This is a genomic window from Streptomyces krungchingensis (assembly GCF_054729265.1).
This window is the reverse complement of record NZ_JBPUKY010000001.1, coordinates 1,270,122-1,287,113: the sequence shown is the minus strand read 5'-3', so window position 1 is coordinate 1,287,113 and position 16,992 is coordinate 1,270,122. Positions and strand designations below refer to the sequence as shown.

Annotated in this window: 18 protein-coding genes and 1 riboswitch; of the genes, 11 read left to right on the top strand and 7 right to left on the bottom strand. The window is 72.5% G+C overall.

All coding sequences use genetic code 11. The features are described 5' to 3' along the window. Window positions 1–158 precede the first annotated feature (158 nt). The 3 genes from iolB (at window position 159) to ACSYGO_RS05850 (ending at window position 3,804) form a co-directional block, all read left to right on the top strand. Window positions 159–1,070, top strand: a complete 912-nt coding sequence (gene iolB, locus ACSYGO_RS05860) for a 5-deoxy-glucuronate isomerase (protein WP_460385977.1) — start codon at window positions 159–161, stop codon at window positions 1,068–1,070. Then, window positions 1,067–2,941: a 3D-(3,5/4)-trihydroxycyclohexane-1,2-dione acylhydrolase (decyclizing) gene (gene iolD / locus ACSYGO_RS05855; RefSeq protein ID WP_460385975.1), complete on the top strand. Its 1,875-nt coding sequence runs from the start codon at window positions 1,067–1,069 to the stop codon at window positions 2,939–2,941. The genes iolB and iolD overlap by 4 nt, the downstream gene beginning before the upstream one ends. A 62-nt stretch (window positions 2,942–3,003) precedes the next feature. Continuing rightward, the gene (locus ACSYGO_RS05850; RefSeq protein WP_460385974.1) at window positions 3,004–3,804 is read left to right on the top strand and encodes a GntR family transcriptional regulator; all 801 of its coding nucleotides are present in this window, start codon (window positions 3,004–3,006) and stop codon (window positions 3,802–3,804) included. Between the two features lie 159 nt (window positions 3,805–3,963). Here the strand turns inward: ACSYGO_RS05850 and ACSYGO_RS05845 are convergent, their stop codons facing one another. Together ACSYGO_RS05845 and ACSYGO_RS05840 are read right to left on the bottom strand one after the other, a co-directional pair. Further along, window positions 3,964–4,323: a DUF6204 family protein gene (locus ACSYGO_RS05845; protein ID WP_432187012.1), complete on the bottom strand. Its 360-nt coding sequence runs from the start codon at window positions 4,321–4,323 to the stop codon at window positions 3,964–3,966. A gap of 176 nt (window positions 4,324–4,499) precedes the next feature. Then, complete coding sequence (locus ACSYGO_RS05840; protein ID WP_460385973.1) at window positions 4,500–5,654, bottom strand: Gfo/Idh/MocA family protein; 1,155 nt, start codon at window positions 5,652–5,654, stop codon at window positions 4,500–4,502. 121 nt (window positions 5,655–5,775) lie between these two features. On the opposite strand from ACSYGO_RS05840, the gene ACSYGO_RS05835 reads away from it, so the two are divergent. Continuing rightward, on the top strand, window positions 5,776–6,780 hold the full coding sequence (locus ACSYGO_RS05835; RefSeq protein WP_460385971.1) for a LacI family DNA-binding transcriptional regulator: 1,005 nt from the start codon (window positions 5,776–5,778) through the stop codon (window positions 6,778–6,780). Here the strand turns inward: ACSYGO_RS05835 and ACSYGO_RS05830 are convergent. Both ACSYGO_RS05830 and ACSYGO_RS05825 read right to left on the bottom strand, forming a co-directional pair. After that, window positions 6,767–7,792 carry a Gfo/Idh/MocA family oxidoreductase gene (locus tag ACSYGO_RS05830; RefSeq protein ID WP_460385970.1) on the bottom strand — a complete coding sequence of 342 codons (1,026 nt, stop codon included), beginning with the start codon at window positions 7,790–7,792 and terminating at the stop codon, window positions 6,767–6,769. The genes ACSYGO_RS05835 and ACSYGO_RS05830 overlap by 14 nt on opposite strands. Before the next feature lie 138 nt (window positions 7,793–7,930). After that, entirely contained in the window at window positions 7,931–8,713 is a 783-nt protein-coding gene (locus ACSYGO_RS05825; RefSeq protein ID WP_460385969.1) for a TIM barrel protein, read from the bottom strand. A gap of 211 nt (window positions 8,714–8,924) precedes the next feature. Here ACSYGO_RS05825 and ACSYGO_RS05820 point away from each other — a divergent pair, with 211 nt between their 5' ends. The 3 genes from ACSYGO_RS05820 to ACSYGO_RS05810 all read left to right on the top strand — a co-directional run bounded on the left by ACSYGO_RS05820 (window position 8,925) and on the right by ACSYGO_RS05810 (window position 10,956). Continuing rightward, window positions 8,925–9,986, top strand: coding sequence for a LacI family DNA-binding transcriptional regulator (locus tag ACSYGO_RS05820; RefSeq protein ID WP_460385968.1), 1,062 nt, complete (start codon window positions 8,925–8,927; stop codon window positions 9,984–9,986). Between the two features lie 96 nt (window positions 9,987–10,082). Next, window positions 10,083–10,475, top strand: coding sequence for a nuclear transport factor 2 family protein (locus ACSYGO_RS05815; protein ID WP_095932358.1), 393 nt, complete (start codon window positions 10,083–10,085; stop codon window positions 10,473–10,475). Between the two features lie 106 nt (window positions 10,476–10,581). Then, window positions 10,582–10,956: a ferredoxin gene (locus ACSYGO_RS05810; RefSeq protein WP_426678326.1), complete on the top strand. Its 375-nt coding sequence runs from the start codon at window positions 10,582–10,584 to the stop codon at window positions 10,954–10,956. A gap of 351 nt (window positions 10,957–11,307) precedes the next feature. Here ACSYGO_RS05810 and ACSYGO_RS05805 read toward each other — a convergent pair whose 3' ends face one another. Further along, window positions 11,308–11,886 (bottom strand): histidine phosphatase family protein, encoded by a 579-nt coding sequence (locus tag ACSYGO_RS05805; protein ID WP_460385967.1) that lies wholly within the window; start codon window positions 11,884–11,886, stop codon window positions 11,308–11,310. A 144-nt stretch (window positions 11,887–12,030) separates the two neighbouring features. Continuing rightward, window positions 12,031–12,172, top strand: a riboswitch (cobalamin riboswitch). Between the two features lie 38 nt (window positions 12,173–12,210). Here ACSYGO_RS05805 and ACSYGO_RS05800 point away from each other — a divergent pair. Further along, on the top strand, window positions 12,211–12,432 hold the full coding sequence (locus tag ACSYGO_RS05800) for a CbtB domain-containing protein (protein WP_028799529.1): 222 nt from the start codon (window positions 12,211–12,213) through the stop codon (window positions 12,430–12,432). A 22-nt stretch (window positions 12,433–12,454) separates the two neighbouring features. Then, window positions 12,455–13,225: a CbtA family protein gene (locus tag ACSYGO_RS05795; protein WP_460385966.1), complete on the top strand. Its 771-nt coding sequence runs from the start codon at window positions 12,455–12,457 to the stop codon at window positions 13,223–13,225. A gap of 61 nt (window positions 13,226–13,286) precedes the next feature. Here the strand turns inward: ACSYGO_RS05795 and ACSYGO_RS05790 are convergent, their stop codons facing one another. Next, complete coding sequence (locus ACSYGO_RS05790; protein ID WP_426678329.1) at window positions 13,287–13,949, bottom strand: TetR/AcrR family transcriptional regulator; 663 nt, start codon at window positions 13,947–13,949, stop codon at window positions 13,287–13,289. Continuing rightward, on the bottom strand, window positions 13,946–14,890 hold the full coding sequence (locus ACSYGO_RS05785) for an alpha/beta fold hydrolase (RefSeq protein ID WP_460385965.1): 945 nt from the start codon (window positions 14,888–14,890) through the stop codon (window positions 13,946–13,948). The genes ACSYGO_RS05790 and ACSYGO_RS05785 overlap by 4 nt, the downstream gene beginning before the upstream one ends. A gap of 91 nt (window positions 14,891–14,981) precedes the next feature. Between ACSYGO_RS05785 and ACSYGO_RS05780 the strand changes: the two genes are divergently transcribed. Both ACSYGO_RS05780 and ACSYGO_RS05775 read left to right on the top strand, forming a co-directional pair. Next, window positions 14,982–15,431 (top strand): hypothetical protein, encoded by a 450-nt coding sequence (locus tag ACSYGO_RS05780; RefSeq protein WP_460385964.1) that lies wholly within the window; start codon window positions 14,982–14,984, stop codon window positions 15,429–15,431. Beyond that, complete coding sequence (locus ACSYGO_RS05775; RefSeq protein ID WP_460385963.1) at window positions 15,428–16,984, top strand: multicopper oxidase family protein; 1,557 nt, start codon at window positions 15,428–15,430, stop codon at window positions 16,982–16,984. The genes ACSYGO_RS05780 and ACSYGO_RS05775 overlap by 4 nt, the downstream gene beginning before the upstream one ends. Window positions 16,985–16,992 lie beyond the last annotated feature (8 nt).

Below are 16,992 nucleotides of genomic sequence, written 5' to 3'. Positions count from 1 at the left end.
CGCCTGGTCTCGTGGACGAGCCTTCCGGCCCGGTCCCGTGGACGAGACACCGACACGATCCGGCGCATGAGCCTCCTGCCCGAGCTCCCTCGCCCGAGCCACGGCCCGAACCCCCATGCACGAGTCACCCGCCCCAACCCCCTTGCAGGAGCCGCCCGATGACCACCGCGCACCATCTCCCCGCGGGCAAGGCCGCGACCGGCGCCTACGCCGTGGACGTGAACCCCGAGTCGGCCGGCTGGGGCCACTCCAGCCTGCGCGTGCTGGAACTGCCGCCCGGCGGCACGCACGGCCTCGACACCGGCGACAGCGAATGGATCGTGCTTCCGCTGTCCGGCGGATGCACCGTCTCCGTCGACGGCGAGACGTTCCCCTTGACCGGCCGGGCCGATGTCTTCAGCGGCGTCACCGACTTCGCGTATGTGCCTCGCGACGCCCGCGTCTCGATCATCTCCGAGGACGGCGGACGGTTCGCGCTCACCGGAGCCCGCTGCACCCGCCGGCTGCCCGCGCGCTACGGCCCCGCCTCGAACGTGCCGGTCGAACTGCGCGGCAGCGGCACCTGCTCCCGGCAGGTCAACAACTTCGCCGCCGCGGCCCCCGCCGGCGCCGGCCCGGAGTACGGATTCGAGTGCGACAGCCTCATCGCCGTCGAGGTGATCACCCCCGGCGGCAACTGGTCCTCCTTCCCTCCGCACAAGCACGACGAGCACCGGCCGGGCACCGAGTCCGAACTGGAGGAGATCTACTACTTCGAGTTCGCCGGCCACCGGGGCACTCCGGGCCTCGGCTACCACCGCGTCTCGCCCTCGGGAGACGGACGCGGCACGGACGTGCTCGCCGAGGTCCGCGACGGCGACGTCGTCCTCGTCCCGGACGGCTGGCACGGACCGTCCATGGCCGTGCCAGGACACCACATGTATTACCTGAACGTCATGGCGGGACCCGGCACCGAGCGCGCCTGGCTGATCTGCGACCACCCCGACCACGCCTGGATCCGCGACACCTGGCCCGAGCAGCCCGTCGACCCCCGACTGCCCCTCTACACCGCCCCCGAGAGGTCCCGATGAGCCCCACCACACGCCGCCTGACGACCGCCCAGGCCCTGGTGCGCTTCCTGTCCGTCCAGTACAGCGAGCGCGACGGCGTACGCCACCGGCTGATCGCCGGCACCTGGGGCATCTTCGGACACGGCAACGTGGCCGGCATGGGTCAGGCGCTCCTCGAGGCCGGCGAGGACGCCATGCCCTTCCACCAGGGGCGCAACGAACAGGCCATGGTGCACGCGGCCGTCGCCCACGCCCGCCAGCTCGACCGTCTCTCCGCGCAGGCCGTCACCACCTCGATCGGCCCCGGCGCCACCAACCTCGTCACCGGCGCCGCTCTCGCGACGATCAATCGGCTGCCCGTACTGCTCCTGCCGGGCGACTACTTCGCCGCCCGTTCCGCCGATCCCCTGCTCCAGCAACTGGAGCACCCCGTCGAGGCCGACGTCTCCGTCAACGACACACTGCGCCCGGTCTCCCGCTACTTCGACCGGATCACGCGCCCGGAGGCACTGATCCCGTCCGCGCTGAGCGCCATGCGCGTCCTGACCGACCCCGCAGAGACCGGCGCCGTCACGCTCGCGCTGCCCCAGGACGTGCAAGCGGAGGCCTACGACTGGCCCGAGGCGTTCTTCGCGGAGCGCGTGTGGCCGGTACGCCGTCCCGCGCCCGACCCGGCCGAACTCGCCGAAGCCGTACGGGCGATCCGCGCCGCCCGGCGCCCCCTCCTCGTCGCGGGCGGGGGAGTGCACCACAGCGAGGCCGAGGACGCCCTCCGGGCGTTCACCGACGCCACCGGAGTCCCGGTCGCCTCCACCCAGGCAGGCAAGGGATCGCTGCGCCACGACCACCCCGCCGACCTCGGCGGCATCGGCCACACCGGCACCGCCGTCTGCGACGCCGCCGCGCGCACCGCCGACCTGGTCATCGGCGTCGGCACCCGCTACAGCGACTTCACCACCGCGTCCCGGACACTGTTCCAGAATCCCGCCGTCCGCTTCGTCAACCTCAACATCACCGGCCTCGACGCCCACAAGCTCGCCGCCCGGCCCCTGGTGGCCGACGCGCGCACCGGCCTGGAGGCACTGACCGCGGCCCTCGCCGGACACCGTGTCGACCCCGCCTACGAGGCCGAGTACCGTGAGGGCAAACGCCGTTGGGAGGAGATCGTCGAGGCCGCCTTCCATGCGCCGGACGAGCACGCGGTCCCGACCCAGACGCAGGTCCTCGGAGTCCTGGACTCCGTCGTCGGCGACGACGACGTGATCGTCAACGCGGCCGGATCGCTGCCAGGCGACCTGCACAAACTGTGGCGGGCCCGCGGCCCGCGCCAGTACCACCTGGAGTACGGCTACTCCTGCATGGGCTACGAGATCCCGGCCGCCGTCGGAGTCCAGCAGGCCGCGCCGGACACTCCGGTCTGGGCACTGGTCGGCGACGGCACGTACCTGATGATGCCCACCGAGATCGTCACCGCCGTCCAGGAGCACCTGCCCGTCAACCTGGTGCTGATCCAGAACCACGGATACGCCTCCATCGGAGGCCTGTCCGAGGAGACCGGCGGCGAACGCTTCGGAACCGCCTACCGCTACCGCGCCCCCGACGGCACCTTCTCCGGCGACCCGCTCCCGGTGGACCTCGCCGCCAACGCCGCCAGCCTCGGCATGGACGTCCTCCGCGCCAAGACCGTGGGCGAACTCCGCCACGCCCTCGCCGAAGCGCGCGGCTCGCAGCGGCCGACCTGCGTGTACGTCGAGACCGACCCGACGTCCACCGCCCCGGCGGCCGAGGCCTGGTGGGACGTGCCCGTCGCGGAGGTCGCCGCCCGCGAACCCGCCGTACACGCCCGTGAACGCTACGACCGCCGGGCCGCCGACCGCCGGCACCACCTCTGAACTCCCCGCCGCCCAAGGGCCCCGCACCGGGCGCCCGGTGGACCGACCGTCAGGAGGACACGATGCCAAGGGGGCGAACCCGGCAGGCCGCCGGATCCCCGCGGGCGACGACCGCCGTCCCGCCCGCGGACCTCGACTTCACGCTCGACCGGAACAGTCCCGTTCCGCTCTACTACCAGCTCGCACGGCAGTTGGAGGCAGCGATCCAGCGGGGCACACCGGCCGCCGGAAGCCTGCTCGGCAACGAGGTCGAACTCGCGGGACGCCTCGGCCTGTCCCGCCCCACCGTCCGCCAGGCCATCCAGACCCTGGTCGACAAGGGACTCCTGGTCCGCCGCCGCGGAGTGGGCACGCAGGTCGTGCACAGCCAGGTGAAGCGCCCGCTGGAACTCACCAGCCTCTACGACGACCTGGAGAGCGCGGGCCAGCGCCCCACGACCCTCGTCCTGCACAACGCGGTCGAGCCGGCCGACGCCGAGGTCGCCGCAGCCCTGGGCATCGCGGAGGGCGGCGGAGTCCACCGCCTGGAACGACTGCGCCTCACCCACGGCCGGCCCGTGGCCGTCCTGCGCAACCACATCCCCGAGGGACTCCTCGACCTCGACACCGCCCGGCTGGAGTCGACCGGGCTGTACCGCATGATGCGTGCCGCCGGCATCACCCTGCACAGCGCCCGTCAGTCGGTCGGCGCCCGCTCGGCCGGCGCCGGCGAAGCGGAACGCCTGGACGAACCGTCGGGCGCGGCCCTGCTCACCATGCGGCGCACCGCGTACGACGACACCGGCCGCGCGGTCGAGTACGGCACCCACATCTACCGAGCCTCGGGGTACGCCTTCGAGTTCCAGTTGCTCGTCCGGCCCTGAGCGCGGAACGGGGCGTGACGGCGGACGCGGAGGAGCCCGGCAGGCGGTCCGGGACGCCGGTGAGCGCGCTGCGTGCGGTGCGCGCCAACGGTCCGGCGCAGGACGCGGGGGAGTGGGCGGGCGGTGCGAGGCCGTCCACCCGGGGACCCGGCCCCGGGCTCAGACGGCCTTGCGCGCGGCCTCGCGACGCTGCCGCTTGCCCAGCGGCGCCTGGGACAGGTCCTCGGCCTGCGACCTGAGGTTCTTGTACCCGTATCCGCGTGCGCCGAGCCAGGCCCTCGCGGCTTCCTCGGCGCGCTCGGCCGCCTCCAGGATGTCCTCCTCGGCCTCCCCCGAGTCGAGGAAGCGGAAGGTGAAGGCGGGGCGCGCGGCGATGTCGTAACTGAGGTGGCCCTCGGGGGTGAACGCCGCGCGCAGGACGTCGTGCTCGGCGGCCCGTGCCAGGAGTTCGGCCCGCTGGTCGGTGCCGAGCCCGTCGAAGACACCGCGAACGGTGATGCGGAAGGTGCGCGTACTCATGGCGCGACCCTAGACACCGCGGCCGTCGTCGATCCAACGGGTTTTCGCGGGAGCGAGGTGCCCGCACCCCTTCGGGCCGACTTCGGGCGACACGGCCACCCTCACACCCTCTCCTCGCCGGTCCGCTGCCCACGTCGCCCCGGCGAAACCCCGCGCCGCGCCCCGCAGGGCTCCGGTCATGCGAGGGACACCCAGGCACCCCGCTCGGCGGAGCGTGCCATCGCGTCGAGCGTCTCCGCGCTGTGCACCGCGTCGTCGAGCGTCGCCCCGTACGGAGTGCCGTCCTCGATGGACCGTAGGAAGTGGTGCGCCTCGATGACCTTGAGGTCGTCGTAGCCCATGCTGTTGGCCGCGCCCGGCTGGAAGGCGGCGTACTCGCCGTGTGCGGGGCCCACGTACACGGTGCTGACCGGCTGGTCCTGGTAGGCCGTGCCCCGGCTGACCGCGAGCTCGCCCATGCGGCGGAAGTCCCAGAACACCGCGCCCCGGGTGCCGTGCACCTCGAAGCCGTAGTTGTTCTGCTCGCCGACCGAGACCCGGCACGCCTCCAGCACACCCCGGGCGCCGGAGGCGAAGCGCAGCAGACAGCTGACGTAGTCCTCGTTCTCCACGGTGCCGAGCTCGCCGCCGGTCGCGCGTGCGTGGCCGGCCGTGGCACCCGCCGGGCGCGCACGTCGCGGCAGGAAGACCGCGGTGTCCGCGGTGAGCGCCTCGATCTCGCCGAGCAGGTGCCGGGCCAGGTCCACGCCGTGCGAGGCCAGGTCGCCCAGGACGCCGCTGCCGCCGCGCTCCCTCTCGTAGCGCCAGGTCAGCGCGCCCTCAGGGTGTGCGGCGTAGTCGCTGAGGAGCCGGATGCGGACATGGGTGACGGTGCCGATGCCGCCGGAGGAGATCAGTTCGCGGGCGGCGGCGACGGCGGGCGCGTTGCGGTAGTTGAAGCCGACGGTGCCCTGGACCCCGGCCTTGGCCGCCGCCTGCGACACCGCGCGGGCGTCCGCGGCGGTGAGCCCCACCGGCTTCTCGATCCAGATGTGCTTGCCGGCCTCGGCCATGGCCACGCCGATCTCGCGGTGCAGGAAGTTCGGTGCGGCGATGCTCACCGCCTCGACGCGCGGGTCGGCGGCGACCGTACGCCAGTCGCGGGTGCCCGTGGCGAATCCGTACCGCGCGGCCGCCTCCTCGGCGCGGCCCGGCACTTCGTCCGCCACGGAGACCAGCTCGGGCCGCAGCGTGAGCCCGGGGAAATGGTGCGGCACGCGCGCGTAGGCCTGGGTGTGCACCCGTCCCATCCAGCCGAACCCCACGACCGCAACGCCGAGCGTACACACCATGACTGCTCCTTTTGGACCGGTCCAAGACTCCTCCGGCCTCACACTGGGCTGCATCAGTGCACGTGTCAACCCTCCTGGCACCCTTTGACAAGCTCGCCACCGCTGTGGAACGGTCCAGACCATGAGAGCGCCGACGATCCGTGACGTCGCCGAGCGGGCCGGGGTGTCGAAGTCGCTGGTCTCCCTCGTGCTGCGCGGCTCCGACCAGGTCCGCGAGGAGAAGCGGCAGGCCGTGCTGGCCGCCGTCGAGGAGCTCGGCTACCGGACCAACGCCGCGGCCCGCAGCCTCAGCGAGCGCCGCACCCGCACCGTCGGCGTGCTGCTCAACGACATGCGCAACCCCTGGTTCGTCGAACTGCTCGACGGCCTGAACTCCCGGCTGCACGACTCCGGTCTGCACACACTGCTCGCCGACGGCCATCTCGGCCGGCGCCTCGGCGAGGATCTCACCCGTACGTTCATGGACCTGCGCGTCGACGGTCTGATCGCCGTCGGCACCCTCCCGCCCTCCGAGGCGCTGCGGGCGGCGGCGGCGCGGGTCCCCACGGTGGTGGCCGGTGCGCGGGAACCCGAACTGCCCGGTGTGGACATCGTCGCCAACGACGACGAGCGCGGCGCCCGGCTCGCCACCGAGCACCTCCTCGGCCTCGGACACCGCCGCGTCGCCCACATCGCGGGGGAGGGGACCGTCGGTGAACTGCGCCGCCGCAGCTTCGAGACCGTCATGCGCGAGCGCGGGCTCGGCCGGGAGGCGGTCGTGGAGCAGGGCGACCTGACGGAGGAGGGCGGCTACCGGGCCATGGTCCGGCTGCTCGCGGCCCGCGAACGGCCCACCGCCGTCTTCGCGTTCAACGACATGGCCTGCGTCGGTGCTCTGTCGGCCGCCGAGGAGCTCGGCCTCCAGGTGCCCCGCGACCTCTCCCTCGTCGGCTACGACAACACCTACCTCGCCCGCCTGCGCCACCTGTGGCTCACCACCGTGGACAACGCGGGTCACGACGTCGGCCGCCGCGCCGCGCAGCGCCTGCTCGACCGGATCGCCGATCCCGCCCGCCCCGCCTCGCTCGTCCTCGCCGACCCCGTTCTCGAAGTCCGGGGCACGACCGCGCGGGTCAGCCGCTCTTGAGCTCGTCGAGCCGCACGGGTCCCCGGACGGAGACCGACCGGACCGCGGCGAGGGCGATGGCGAGGCCGGCGCGGGCGTCCTCGCCGGTGACCGCCGGGGTGCCCCCGCGGCGGACGCAGTCGGTGAAGTCGGCGATCTCCGCCACGTAGGCGTCGTGGAAGAGGTCCTGGTCGTAGCCGACGCACTCGGCGGTGACGCCCCGCGGGCCGTAGCCGGTCAGGTGGGTGCGGCGCAGGTCTCCCATGGTGAGCATGCCGTCCGATCCGAAGACCTCACCGCGCACGTCGTAGCCGTACACCGCCTGGAAGCTGGCCTCGGCGGTGGCGAGGGCGCCGTTGTCGAAGCGGACGGTGACGAGGGCGGTGTCGAGCAGACCGCGTTCCTTGAAGTCGGGGCGCACCAGCGCGTCCGCCAGTGCGAAGACCTCGACCGCCTCGGCCCCCGGGTTGAGATACCGCAGGGTGTCGAAGTCGTGGATGAGGGTCTCCAGGAAGATCGTCCACGGCGGGACGGGCGCCGGATCGGCGAGCTTCGGATCACGGGTGAGCGAGCGGAGCAGCTGCGGGGTGCCGATGCCGCCCTCCGCGATCCTTTCGTGGGCGGCGCGGAAACCCTTGTCGTAGCGGCGGTTGAACCCGACCTGGAGAGGCACGCCCGCCTCGCGGGCCGCGGCCGTCGCACGGTCGGCCTCGGCGAGTGTGACGGCCATCGGCTTCTCGCAGTACACAGCCTTGCCCGCGCGGGCCGCCGCCACGACCAGATCGGCGTGCGTGCGCGCCGGAGTGGCCAGCACCACCGCCTCGATCCGCGGGTCGGCGAGCAGCTCCGCGATCTCGGTGTACGTCGTCGTACAGCCGAGCCGGTCGCCCAGGCGCCGTGCGGCGCCCGGTGCCGGGTCGGCGACCGCGGCGAGCCGGACGCCGGGCAGCCGGTGGGCGAGGGTCTCGGCGTGGAAGGCGCCCATCCGGCCGGCGCCCACGAGGCCGACGGCGAGGGGGTGGTGCGTGGTCATACGGCTTCTCCGTACCTCAGTTGGCGATTCGGTGATTCAGCGATTCAGCGATTCGACGATTCGATGGCTCGACGGCTCGACGGCTCGATGGCTCGACGGCTCGACGGCTCGACGGCTCGGGCGCCGGCGCCGTGACCGTCAGGGGGTGAAGGCGGTCCGGAAGCGTTCCAGCGCGAGGTCGCTGTCCTCGGAGGCCCAGGCCTCCAGGGCGACCGTGCCGTCGTATCCGAGGTCCGTCAGGGCGCCTGCGACGGCCGGGTAGTTGATCTCCCCGGTGCCGGGTTCGTGGCGGCCCGGCACGTCCGCCACCTGGATCTCCCCGATCAGTCCCAGACCGTGGGCGCGGCGGACCAGCTCGATCAGGTTCCCCTCGCCGATCTGCGCGTGGTACAGGTCCAGATTCATCCGCAGCCCCGGCCGGTTTACGGCCGCCACCAGGGCCAGCGTGTCGGCGGCCTTCGCGAACGGCACACCGGGGTGGTCCACGGCGGTGTTGAGGTTCTCCAGCGTGAAGACCACCCCGGAGCGCTCGCCCAGGTCCGCGACCCGGCTCAGCGTGCGCTGGGCGGCGATCCACATCGGACCGGTGGCCTCACCGGTCACCGCGGTCACCGGCAGGCCCTCGCAGTCCAGGCCGGTGCCGTGCAGATTGAGCCGGGTACAGCCGAGGCGCTCCGCGGCCCGCACCGACTCCGCGGCGGTGCGCAGCAGTTCGTCCGCGCCGTCCGGGTCCGTCAGACTTCCGCGGACGTACCCGGTCATGGAGGAGAAGGCCGCCCCGCTGCGCACAAGGGCGGTCAGGTCGTGCCGCGTCCAGTCCCAGATCTCGACCTGGAAGCCGGCGTCGTGGATATGTCGTGCCCGCTCGTGGACGGGGAGGTCCCCGAAGACCATCTCGGCACAGACCGCCAGCGTGTACATCGTCCATCGCCCGCTTCCCGGCTCTCGCGTCGCTAGAACGTTCTAGTCCCGGAGCAGCAGTACGCCAGCAGCCGAGCGCCTTGTCAAGGTGTCGCGGGCGCGCTGGACTAGAACGTTGCAGTACACCCGACCAGTGCGTTCGGCGCTGGTCTACGATCTCGTCGGGAAGCCGTGCCGCATCAGGAAGCCATGCCGAACAGGGAGGGCAGCCGTGTCTCCGAGCCCCTCGGTCCCGGGCGGGAAGCGGCCCACCCTCGCCGACGTCGCGGAACGGGCGGGGGTGTCCGTCGCCCTGGTGTCCATCGTGATGCGCGGGACCAAGGGTGCCGGTGCCGCCACCCGCGAGCGGGTGCTCCGGGCGGCGCGGGAGATCGGCTACCGGCCCGACGCGCGCGCCCGCCTGCTGCGCAGCAGCCGTTCGCGCCTGCTCGGCGTGCAGTTCGGCCTCCAGGAACCCTTCCACACCGACCTCGTGGAGGGCCTGTACGCCGCCGCCGAGCCGGCCGGCTACCAGCTCGCGCTCGGTGCCGTCGCGCCGAGCCGCGGTGAACAGCAGGCGGTGGAGGCCCTGTTGGCGGACCGCTGCGAGGCGCTGATCCTGCTCGGCCCACGGGCCCCGGCCGCCCGGCTGGCGGAACTCGCCGCCCAGGTCCCGGTCGTGTCCGTGGCCCGGCGGCTGCGCCCGCCCGTCGCCGGCGTGGACGTCGTGCGTACCGCGGACGACGAGGGTGCCCGCCAGGCGGTCGACCACCTCGTCGCACTCGGCCATCGCGACGTCGCGCACATCGACGGCGGCCGGGCACCGGGCGCCGCCGACCGCCGCCGCGGCTACCGCACCGCCATGAACCGGCACGGCCTCGGCGACCGGGCCCGGGTCCTGCCGGGCGGACCGACCGAGGACGACGGCGCCGCCGCGGCCCGCGCCCTGCTCGACGCGGACCCCCGGCCCACCGCGGTCCTCGCCTTCAACGACCGCTGCGCCACCGGCGTCCTCGACGTCTTCCTGCGCGCCCGCCTCTCGGTGCCCGGTGACATCTCCGTCGTGGGCTTCGACGACAGCCGTCTGTCACGCCTCGCGCACATCGACCTCACCACCGTCGGCCAGGACATCCCCCGGCTCGCGGGGGAGGCGGTCGGCCGGGCTCTCGCGCGTCTGGAGGGCGATGCGGCCTCCGACGGCCGGCCGTCGGAGGGGACCCGCCCGGGGGAGGAGACCGTCATCGCTCCGCACCTGGTGGTGCGCGGCACCACGGGGGCTCCGGCGGGTGACTGAACGGCCACCGAGGCTGGACGGCGCCCCGTCGCATGGCTACTGTGATCGGCGAATAGTCAATTTGTTGAGTATGGGTATGAGGATGAGGTGGGCGTGATGGATTCCTTCCGCAAGGCCGTGGAGGCCGGTGACCTCGCCGCGGTCGAGGACATGCTGGCCGACGACGTCGTCTTCCACAGCCCCGTCGCCTTCAAGCCCTACCCCGGGAAGGCGATCACCGCGGCCATCCTCCGCGGTGTCACACGCGTCTTCACCGACTTCCACTACGTCCGCGAGATCGGCGGCGCGGACGGCCGCGACCACGCGCTCGTCTTCGAGGCGAAGGTCGGCGACAAGAAGATCACCGGCTGCGACTTCCTCCACTTCGACGAGGACGGGAAGATCGACGACTTCATGGTCATGGTCCGCCCCCTGTCCGCCGCCCAGGCGCTCTCCGAGGCGATGGGAGCCCAGTTCGACCGGATCGCTCAGGAGGCGGCCGGCGCGTGACGCCGGGCGGCCCGGCGCGCCCGGTGCGCACCGGGCGGCGCACGCGGGCCGCGTTCCGGACGCGGCGGAGGGGTTTGAGGCGTAGGCGCGCGGCAACCCGCGCGTTGTGACATCGACGACTTCCCAGCAGGAGCTCATCCGGTTCCTGGAGGACCGCTTCGCCTGCGCCCAGGCGTGCACCGAGTGCGCCAGGGTCTGTGCGCTGCGCGCGAGCCTCATGGATCCGGACGGACCCAAGGAACAGGACCTCGTACGCCGCAAGGGCATCCAGTGCACGGAAGTGTGCGACGCGACCTGTCTGGTGCTGTCCGAGGGGGTGCACCGGGACGAGGCCGCCGTCCGTTCCCAGGTGGAATGGTGCCGCGACGTCTGTCTGGAGGGCGCCCAGGTCTTCGACGAGTACGACGGTGCGCAGGACGCGGCGAAGGAGTGCCGTGCGTGCGCGCAGGCGTGCGCGGACTTCCTCGCCGTCCTGCGCTGAGCGCCGTCCCGGCCGTCCTGCGTTGTCCCGGCCGTCCTGCGGCGTCCCGGCGGTCCTGCGGCTTTCGGGCCCCCGGGCTGAGCGGCGTCCGAGCCGTCCTGCGCCGAGCGTGGCCGGCCCGCCCGACGCTGAGCACTGTCCGAGCCGTCCTGCGCTGAGCGTGGCCGCACCGCCCAACGCTGAGCACCGTAGGGGCCGTTCCGGGCCGAGTGCCGTCCGGAGCCGCCCGCTCGCCCGCCGGGGCGTGGGTGGGAGCGGCACGGCGCGACGGGACCGCAACCACCGGGCCGGGACCGGCGCTCCGGCCGACGACCCGAACTCCGGCCGACGACCGGCGCTTCGGTCGGCAGGTCAGGCCGGCTCCACCAGCGGCCGCCCCGCGCGGACGTTCCAGCGTCCCGATCGCCCGCTGAACTCGGTGGCGGTCAGGGGCGGTACGTCGACGCGCCAGAAGGCCGCGTCCGGCGCCCCCAGAACGCGCACCAGCGCGGCCCGTACGACCTCCGGCTCCACCACGGCGACCGTCCGGCCCGACGTGTGCGCGGTGCCGTCCAGCCAGCCGGCCACCCGGTCGCAGAACGCTCGTACCGACTCGCCGCCGTGCGGCGCGGCCCCGGGGTCGGCCAGCCAGCCCGCCACCGCCTCGGGCTCCTCCGCGCTCACCTCCGCCAGCGTCGCACCGCGCCAGCGGCCCACGTCGAGTCCGGCCAACTCGGTTGCGTCCGGAACGTCTTCGAGGCCGAGCGCGTCGGCGGTCTCGCGGCAGCGCACGACGGGGGAGACCCACAGCCGCTCCGCGGCCGGCAGCCGTCCCGCCGCCGCCCGCGCGAGCCGCAGTCCGGACGCGTCGAGCGGACGTCCGTCGTCGAAGCGGGCCTCGCGCAGCGCGGCGCCGAGCGCGGCTGAGATCAAGATCACTCGACTTGTCATGTCCTCACTCTCATGGGTTCTCGTGGTGTCCACCGGCCCGAAAAGCCTTGCGGGGCAAGGGAATCCGCCGCACACCGGGTCCGTGGGGCGCGCCCCGTGCTCCCCCGTGCGCCCTTGGCCGGAACCCTCCGACGCGGTACCGTCGCGTCGAAATCGACGACGGCTCGGCGGAAGCCCGGTGGAAATCCGGCACGGTCGCGCCACTGTAAGCCCAGCACGAACCCCCCTCGCCAGGGGCGGTGAGGGCCGGGGCAAGTCAGACCCGCGGCTGTCGTCCAGTGCACCACCGGAATGGGACGCGAGTTCCCCAGGAGGTTCTGCCCCATGGCGCAGTCCGTTGCTCAGCCGACCGCCACACCCACCGCGGTACCCGCCAAGCTGCCGATCGGCGCGATCGCCCCCTGGGCGGTCTTCTTCGGCATCCTGATGCTGGTCCTGCTCTACTTCGTCGGCGCCGAACAGGGCGCCACCGCAGTCGTGTCCGGCGAGAACGTCCACGAGTGGGTCCACGACGCCCGCCACCTGCTCGGCTTCCCCTGCCACTGACGACCACGGGACGTACGAGCCGATGAATTCCGCAATCGTAAGAAATCTGCTGGTGCGTGGCATGCTCGCGGGACTCGCCGCGGGCCTGCTCGCCCTGGTCGTCGCCTACTTCCTGGGCGAGCCGCGCGTCGACTCGGCGATCGGCTACGAAGAGGCGCACTCCCACGCGCACGAGCACGGCGTGGAAGCGGTGTCCCGCACGATGCAGTCCACCGGCGGCCTGGCCACCGGTGTCCTCGTCTACGGGGTCGCGTTCGGCGGTATCGCGGCCCTCGCGTACTGCTTCGCGCTCGGCAGGATCGGCCGCTTCGGGCCGCGGGCGAGCGCGCTGCTGCTCTCGGTGGCCGGCCTGCTCGCGGTCTATGTCGTGCCGTTCCTGAAGTACCCGGCCAACCCGCCGTCGGTGGGCGATCCCGACACCATCGGGAAGCGCACGACGCTGTACTTCCTGATGATGGTGCTCAGCGTGCTGCTGGCCGTCGCGACCGTCATCCTGGGCAAGCGCCTCGCGCCGCGCCTGGGCAACTGGAACGCGACGATCGCGGCGGGCGCGTTCTTCGTCCTCGCGATCGGTCTCGCCTACGCGTTCCTGCCGGCCGTGAACGAGGTTCCGAAGGACTTCTCGGGCACCCTGCTCTGGCAGTTCCGACTCGCGGCCCTCGCCATCCAGCTGACCCTGTGGACCGCCTTCGGGCTCGTCTTCGGGTTCCTGGCCGAGCGGGTGCTGGCACCGAAGCCGGCCGCCGCGGGCGGTCAAGAGGTCACCGCGGGGGCGACTCCCGTGGCCCACTGAGCGGTGACGGAAGGGCGGCCCCGGTCCTCGACCTGGGCCGCCCTCCTCTGTACGCCGGACGTCAGGCCGGCCGGATCAGCAGCTCGAAGCCGTCCAGCAGCGCCGTGAGGCCGATGTCGAAGTGCTCGTCGATCTCCGTGTCGTCGGCGGCGCGGGCCAGGATGTTGTAATCGGGCGACTCGGGCGCCGGTTTGCGGCTGCGGCTCTGCGAGCCCAGCCGCACCACCGCCAGACTCAGTGCGTGCCCGATGGTGAACTCGCGCAGACAGCGGGCGATCTGCAGGGCACGGGTCGGTGTGAAGCCGCCGGCCTGCAACAGTTCGATGATGCGTACGCCGGTGTCGATGGACGAGGGCGAACGCACCGGGCGCGTCGCGAAGACGGACACCGCGTGCGGATGCCGGAGCAGCGTGTCCCGCAGCCGGTGGCAGTACTGCTCGGCGACCGCGCGCCAACTGCCGTCCCAGGGCAGCGAGTCGACGTCGAGCTCGTCGAAGAGCGCCTCCGCGATCCCGTCGAACAGCTCCTCCTGGTCCGTGAAGTGGCGGTACACCGCCATCGGGTCGACCCCGAGCCCCGCGCCGAGCTTGCGCATCGAGAAGTTGCCGAGGCCGTTGGCGTCGATCAGCGCCAGTGCGACCGCGCAGATGTACGGCCGGTTGAGCGTCGATCTGACGCCGGGGGAAGGCCGCGTGCCCCCCGCGCCGCCCTTTTCCGTCTTCATGAGGAGAGCCGGTCCAGAATTGTGGTGAGCCGTCGGGTGAATTCCTCGGGAAGCTGCTGGTACACCGTGTGCCCTCCGGGGAATTCCTCGCATGTTACGCCGAGCAGTCCGCCCAGGACGTGCGCGGGACGGTGGTACGGGCGTCCTTCGCTGTCCCGGCCCGTCGCAAGGCACCAGGGGGCGTCCGTGTCCCGCAGGGCCTGGAGATCCGGCCGGTAGGCGAAGCAGAACTCCGGCAGTTCCCGCTCGACGAGCAGGGCGGAGTTGGCCAGGATCCGCGTCATCGTGTCCGGCTTGCGTCCGGTGACGCGGCGGACGGAGCCGCCCGTGGCGAGCATCAGCCGCGAGGCCGCCGCGATCACCGCCTGGCCGCGCGGCGACACGAACATCCGGGGCGGCTCGGGCATCGTCATCGCCCCGAAGGCCGCGGCGGCCCGCAGGGGCCCCTTCTCCCGGCCGAGCCGCTCGATGTCCTCGACGGCCCGGCGCTCGGAGCTGTCGGCGGGCAGGATCTGCACGAGCGGCGGTTCGTGCGCGACGGCTCCCAGCAGGCGTTTCGCATGACGGGCCAGCAGTTCCAGCACGATGATCGCCGCGCTGCTGGTGCCGAACACGTACGCCCGGTCGATGCCGTGGTGGTCCAGGACCGCGACGACGTCGTCGGCCTGCCGCGCCACGTCCACCGGCGCCGCCGGATCCGTGAGCGGGCTGCGCGAGTTGCCCCGCCGGTCGAAGGTGATCACCGTGAACCGCTCGGCGAGCAGCGGGACGACGTCCTCGTACACGCCGGCGTCGCCGCCTCCTCCCGGGATCAGGACGAGCGCGGGTCCGTGACCGGTCCGCTCCGTGTGCAGTCGCGCGCAGGAGACGAGGACGGTCCCCGTGCCGGCGACGTCCGCCCGCCCGCGGATCGGCCCGTGGCCGCTCATGTCTGTCGTCATTTCACTTCTTGCCTTGAGATGTGATTGTGTCTACGTCGTAGTTCGAGTCTACGGTGTAGGTATCGATATTTCGAATGGGGGAATTCCAGTCATGAGCGCGGAAGTGGCGGACGGGACGACCACCTCGCCGGCCGAGCACGGAAGGGACCGCAGAAGGCGGACGTACGGGCGTGTGTACGCGGTGCTGATGTATGTGGTGGCCCTGGCGTACTTCGGGCAGGCGGTGCTGGCCGGACAGTTCCTTTCGGGCAGTTACGACGCCCTGCGCTGGCACCAGTACGGTGCGACCTTCACCGATGTGCTCCTGGTCTGCGCGCTGGTCGCCGCGGGCCTGCTGCGCTGGCACGGCAAGGGACGGCTGTGGCCGTTCCTGTCGGCGCTGGCGCTGCTGCTCGCCAACCAGGCCCAGAACGGCGCGGGCGCGGCCCGGCTGCTGTCCCTGCACATCCCGCTCGGCTTGGCGATGATCGCCGGCGCCGTACTGGTGGCGGTGCGGGTCCACAGCGCCGGTGCGCCCGTGGAGCGGGAGGTCTCCTCGTGACCGGACGAGTCTCCCGCCGTTCCCTGCTCCTGGGCAGCGGAGCCGCGGCACTGGCCATCGGCGGATCGGGCATCCTGGCCTTCGGCTTCCGCGGCACCACATCGACCGGCACCCTTCTGCGCAGCGAGATACCGCTGCCCGAGGCCTTCCGCAGGCCGCTGACCGTGCCGCCGGTGCTCAAGCCGTCGGGCACCGCGTCGGGTGTGGACACCTACGACGTGACGCAGCGCGAGGCGAGCGTGGAGATCGTCGACGGACTGCGCACCACGATCTGGGGGTACGACGGCATCCTCCCCGGCCCGACCCTGGTCACCCGCCGCGGCCGCAGAACCGTCGTCAGGCACCGCAACGAACTCCCCGTGCCCACCGTCGTCCACCTGCACGGCGGCCGGAACGCCCCCCGGCACGACGGCTATCCCACGGACCAGATCCTCCCCGAGGGCGGGGCCCACAGCGGCGCGCACCAGCACGGAGGCGACCTCAGCCACGGCACACGCACCTACGAGTACGACACCGACCAGCGCGCGGCCACCCTCTGGTACCACGACCACCGGATGGACTTCACCGGTCCGAGCGTGTGGCGCGGCCTCGCCGGACTGCACATCATCACCGACGACGAGGAACGGGCGCTGCCGCTGCCGGACGGCGACCGCGACCTGCCGCTCGTCATCATGGACCGCTCCTTCGCCGCGGACGGCAGCCTGCGCTATCCCAGCGTCGACAAGGACCTGGCCAGGACGCCCGGCGTGACCTCCGGCTACGAGGCGGGCGTCCTCGGAGACGTCGTCCTGGTCAACGGAACTCCCTGGCCGTACCGGGAGGTCGACGCCGTCCGCCACCGGCTGCGCCTGCTCAACGCCTCCAACGCGCGCCGCTACCGGCTGCGTCTCGACCCGGCGCCGGACGGCGTGGCCGAGCCGTTCGTGCAGGTGGCCTCGGACGGCGGACTCCTCGCCAGGCCGCTGACGCATCCGTACCTCGATCTCGCTTCGGCCGAACGGCAGGAGGTCGTCGTCGACTTCTCTGGCTACCGCGTCGGCCAGAAGGTCCGGCTCGTCAACGACTTCGGCGACGGACCGACGCGCCGGATCATGGAGTTCCGTGTCGCCCGCCGGGCGAAGGACGACAGCCATGTCCCGCGCACCCTCTCGGTGATCGAGCCGCTGGATCCCCGGCACGCGGTCCGCGAGAGGGACATGGTCTTCCAGTCCAAGTCGATCGGCGACCGGCACGGCTGGACCGTCAACGGCGAGCCCTTCTCCGTGGACCACGTCCACGCGGCACCGCGGCTCGGCGACATCGAGATCTGGAACCTGTACGCGGACTTCCACCATCCGATCCATCTGCACCTGGTGCACTTCCAGGTCCTCAACCGCGGCACCAAGGACCCCGGACGGTTCGACCACGGCTGGAAGGACACCCTGGACCTGCGGCCCGCCGAACAGGCCCGGATCATCACGCGGTTCGACGGACACCGCGGCAAGTACGTCTTCCACTGCCACAACCTGGAGCACGAGGACATGATGATGATGGGCAACTTCGAGGTCCGCTGAGCACGCCG

What these genes read in the sequence shown, in the direction of transcription:
- iolB (WP_460385977.1), top strand. Translation starts at nt 159, where the DNA reads ATGACCACCGCGCACCATCTCCCCGCGGGCAAGGCCGCGACCGGCGCC.
- iolD (WP_460385975.1), top strand. Translation starts at nt 1,067, where the DNA reads ATGAGCCCCACCACACGCCGCCTGACGACCGCCCAGGCCCTGGTGCGC.
- ACSYGO_RS05850 (WP_460385974.1), top strand. Translation starts at nt 3,004, where the DNA reads ATGCCAAGGGGGCGAACCCGGCAGGCCGCCGGATCCCCGCGGGCGACG.
- ACSYGO_RS05845 (WP_432187012.1), bottom strand. Translation starts at nt 4,323, where the DNA reads ATGAGTACGCGCACCTTCCGCATCACCGTTCGCGGTGTCTTCGACGGG.
- ACSYGO_RS05840 (WP_460385973.1), bottom strand. Translation starts at nt 5,654, where the DNA reads ATGGTGTGTACGCTCGGCGTTGCGGTCGTGGGGTTCGGCTGGATGGGA.
- ACSYGO_RS05835 (WP_460385971.1), top strand. Translation starts at nt 5,776, where the DNA reads ATGAGAGCGCCGACGATCCGTGACGTCGCCGAGCGGGCCGGGGTGTCG.
- ACSYGO_RS05830 (WP_460385970.1), bottom strand. Translation starts at nt 7,792, where the DNA reads ATGACCACGCACCACCCCCTCGCCGTCGGCCTCGTGGGCGCCGGCCGG.
- ACSYGO_RS05825 (WP_460385969.1), bottom strand. Translation starts at nt 8,713, where the DNA reads ATGTACACGCTGGCGGTCTGTGCCGAGATGGTCTTCGGGGACCTCCCC.
- ACSYGO_RS05815 (WP_095932358.1), top strand. Translation starts at nt 10,083, where the DNA reads ATGGATTCCTTCCGCAAGGCCGTGGAGGCCGGTGACCTCGCCGCGGTC.
- ACSYGO_RS05805 (WP_460385967.1), bottom strand. Translation starts at nt 11,886, where the DNA reads ATGACAAGTCGAGTGATCTTGATCTCAGCCGCGCTCGGCGCCGCGCTG.
- ACSYGO_RS05800 (WP_028799529.1), top strand. Translation starts at nt 12,211, where the DNA reads ATGGCGCAGTCCGTTGCTCAGCCGACCGCCACACCCACCGCGGTACCC.
- ACSYGO_RS05795 (WP_460385966.1), top strand. Translation starts at nt 12,455, where the DNA reads ATGAATTCCGCAATCGTAAGAAATCTGCTGGTGCGTGGCATGCTCGCG.
- ACSYGO_RS05790 (WP_426678329.1), bottom strand. Translation starts at nt 13,949, where the DNA reads ATGAAGACGGAAAAGGGCGGCGCGGGGGGCACGCGGCCTTCCCCCGGC.
- ACSYGO_RS05785 (WP_460385965.1), bottom strand. Translation starts at nt 14,890, where the DNA reads ATGACGACAGACATGAGCGGCCACGGGCCGATCCGCGGGCGGGCGGAC.
- ACSYGO_RS05780 (WP_460385964.1), top strand. Translation starts at nt 14,982, where the DNA reads ATGAGCGCGGAAGTGGCGGACGGGACGACCACCTCGCCGGCCGAGCAC.